The 3,090-nt window shown below is 72.3% G+C and carries 3 protein-coding genes; all 3 read left to right on the top strand.

Going from position 1 to position 3,090, the window contains the following annotated elements:
- Window positions 1-15 precede the first annotated feature (15 nt).
- The 3 genes from ACIQWA_RS40905 (at window position 16) to ACIQWA_RS40895 (ending at window position 2,999) form a co-directional block, all read left to right on the top strand.
- Window positions 16-969 (top strand): IS481 family transposase, encoded by a 954-nt coding sequence (locus ACIQWA_RS40905; RefSeq protein WP_402492273.1) that lies wholly within the window; start codon window positions 16-18, stop codon window positions 967-969.
- 10 nt (window positions 970-979) lie between these two features.
- Window positions 980-1,705 (top strand): class I SAM-dependent methyltransferase, encoded by a 726-nt coding sequence (locus ACIQWA_RS40900; RefSeq protein ID WP_402492270.1) that lies wholly within the window; start codon window positions 980-982, stop codon window positions 1,703-1,705.
- Between the two features lie 352 nt (window positions 1,706-2,057).
- On the top strand, window positions 2,058-2,999 hold the full coding sequence (locus ACIQWA_RS40895) for a glycoside hydrolase domain-containing protein (RefSeq protein WP_402492267.1): 942 nt from the start codon (window positions 2,058-2,060) through the stop codon (window positions 2,997-2,999).
- Window positions 3,000-3,090 lie beyond the last annotated feature (91 nt).

Below are 3,090 nucleotides of genomic sequence, written 5' to 3'. Positions count from 1 at the left end.
GCCAGAAAGGCCCTCATGCCACACCGTAACGCACCGCTGACCGAGACCGGACGCCTGCGCCTGGCCCGCTGCGTGGTGGAGGACGGCTGGCCGCTTCGGCGAGCCGCCGAGCGCTTCCAGGTCTCGCCGACCACGGCCAAGCGGTGGGCCGACCGCTACCGCACCCACGGTGAGGCCGGCATGAGCGACCTCTCCAGCCGCCCGCACCGCAGCCCGCGCCGGACCCCGACCCGCACCGAGCGGCGGATCATCAAGGTCCGCGTCCTGCGACGCTGGGGACCGGCCCGCATCGCCTACCTCCTGCGACTCAACCCGGCCACCGTGCACCGCGTACTGACCCGCTACCGGCTCGCCCGCCTGGCCCACCTCGACCGCGCCACCGGTCGAGTGATCAGACGCTACGAACGCGCCACACCAGGCGAGTTGGTCCACGTGGACGTCAAGAAGCTCGGCAACATCCCTGACGGCGGTGGCCACAAGGCCCTGGGCCGACAGGCCGGGCGAAGGAACCGCTCCGGCGCGGGCTACAGCTACCTGCACAACGCCGTGGACGACCACTCCCGCCTGGCCTACAGCGAGATCCTGCCCGACGAGCGCAAGGAGACCGCCACCGCGTTCTGGACCCGCGCCCAGGCCTTCTTCGCCCAGGCCGGGATCACCATCCAGCGCGTCCTGACCGACAACGGCTCCTGCTACCGCTCACGGGTCTGGCGCGATGCCCTCGCAACCGAGGGCATCGCGCACAAACGCACCCGCCCCTATCGGCCCCAGACCAACGGCAAAGTCGAACGCTTCAACCGCACCCTGCTCGACGAATGGGCCTACGCACAGCCCTACCGCACCGAACAGGAACGCCGAGACGCCTACCCCGCCTGGCTCCACACCTACAATCATCACCGCGGACACACCGCGCTCAAGGGCCAGCCACCCGCCAGCCGCGTCCCCAACCTCACGGGTCAGAACACCTAGGGTGGTCGGCATGGCTGACGAGTGCTTCACGCATCCGCACCTCGCCGCGCTCTACGACGCGCTGGACCCCGACCGCGGCGACCTGGACGCCTACCTGGCGATGGTGGCGGAGTTCGGCGCGCGCCGGGTGCTGGACCTCGGGTGCGGCACCGGGGTGTTCGCGCTGCTGCTGGCCGGGCGCGGCATCGAGGTGGTCGGGGTGGACCCGGCGGCGGCCTCCGTCGAGGTGGCCCGGGCCAAGCCGGGCGGCGAGCGGGTGCGCTGGATCTGCGGGGACGCGGGTGAACTCCCGCCGCTGCGGGTCGACTTGGTGACGATGACGGCCAACGTCGCCCAGGAGATCACCGACCCGACGGCCTGGCGGACCACCCTGCGGGGCGCCCTGGGGGCGCTGCGCCCGGGCGGGCGGCTGGTGTTCGAGACCCGTGACCCGGCGGCCCGGGCCTGGCAGGAGTGGACCCGCGAGCGCTCCTACCGGGTGACGCCGGTGCCCGGCGCCGGGGCGGTGGAGAGCTGGGTCCAACTGCTCGGGGTTCAGGGGCCGTTGGTGTCGTTCCGCTGGACGTACGTGTTCGGCGCGGACGGGCGGGTGCTGACCTCGGACTCGACGCTGCGCTTTAGGGAGCGGGCCGAGGTCGCACAGGACCTGGCCACGGCGGGCTTCGTCCTGGAGGAGGTGCGCGGGGCGCCGGACCGGCCGGGGCGGGAGCTGGTGTTCGTGGCCCGCCGCCCGTGAACCCCGAGGACACACAACCCGGGACACCCGGCCCTGTGCCGAGGCCCCCGTGCCGAGGCGCTGCCGCACGCGCATGGGCGGCGGTCGCGCTCGGTAACGGGCGGTGGCCGGCGGCCCCTTCGGCGCAGTGCCGCACCCGTGCGGTCGGTGCTTCAATGGAAGGGACGACCCGACGATCCCACCGCCGGACGGTCGGACGGCCAGCCCCGGCCCGACGGCACGCGCCGTCGGTGGACGGGCGGGCGAGCGGGACGACGGGGCGGGCGCCGCAGTGCCGTCCGAAAGGGCCCCCGTCCCCGCGCCCCCGCGTACCCGCCGTTTCCCCTACGGGATTTCGAGAACGGGGACCCTCATGCACCTCGGATTCGACCGCCTGGACTATCCCGGCGACGCGCTCATGCAGTCCATGTTCGATGCGACACCGATGGCCTTCACCGGGATGTTCCTCGCCCCGGCGCCCAGCCAGCCCAACACCAGCTGGATGTCGAAGGTGGCCACGCTGCGCGGCATGGGCTGGGGCCTGGCACCCCTGTACGTCGGGCAGCAGGCGCCCGGCGGCGAGGGCTCGCACATCCTGACCGCCGCCCAGGGAACGGCCGACGCCCTCGACGCGAGGGCACTCGCGCAGAGCGCCGGACTGGAGCCCGGTTCCGTCGTCTACCTCGACATCGAGGTCGGCGGGACCCTGACGGCGGCCCACATGGCCTACGTCAGCGCCTGGGTCGCCCAGATGCAGCTGCCGGCCTTCCGGGCGGGTGTCTACTGCTCCTTCTTCCAGACCGCGCAGCAGGTGGTGACGGCGGTGGGGAGCATCCCGATCTGGGCCTTCCGCGTCATCGACAGCGGGCCGACCCAGATCGACCTCTCCTCCGAGACCGCGCCCGACCCGGCCGGTTCCGGCTTCGGGGCGGCGCTGGCCTGGCAGTACCGGCAGAGCAAGAACGGGGCGATCACCCTGAACTGGACGGACTCAGGGGCGCCCAGACAGCTGGTGACGGTGGACATGGACAGCGCGGTCTGCCTGGACCCCTCCAACCCCGTCATGCCGTCGCCGGTGGTGAACTCGGTGAGCCCCGATCCGGCGTCGGTGGGGCAGACCGTGACCTTGACCGGCAGCGAGTTCGACGGCGCCAACGACGTCGCCTTCGCCGGCACCAGCGCGACCAACATCGCGGTCACCTCCGACACCGCGATCGACGCCCAGGTGCCGTTCGGGGTCTCCGGCCAGGTGGACGTGGTGGTGAGCAACCGCTGGGGGAACCAGAGCCCGCCGGCCGCCCTCACCGTGGCCTAGATGAATGATGCGAAGGGTTAGTGGTCGTAGGCGGTCAGCGAGCGCATGACGGGCTGGCCGGTGTGGTCGTTGTGCCAGATCGCGCAGGTCA

Origin of the sequence: Kitasatospora sp. NPDC098652, from assembly GCF_044760155.1 — a bacterium.
In the GTDB taxonomy this organism is placed as follows: Bacteria; Actinomycetota; Actinomycetes; order Streptomycetales; family Streptomycetaceae; genus Kitasatospora.
This window is presented reverse-complemented; position numbering and strand designations above follow the sequence as displayed.

Coding starts and splice junctions, on each gene's coding strand:
- ACIQWA_RS40905 (WP_402492273.1), top strand. CDS start 16: ATGCCACACCGTAACGCACCGCTGACCGAGACCGGACGCCTGCGCCTG.
- ACIQWA_RS40900 (WP_402492270.1), top strand. CDS start 980: ATGGCTGACGAGTGCTTCACGCATCCGCACCTCGCCGCGCTCTACGAC.
- ACIQWA_RS40895 (WP_402492267.1), top strand. CDS start 2,058: ATGCACCTCGGATTCGACCGCCTGGACTATCCCGGCGACGCGCTCATG.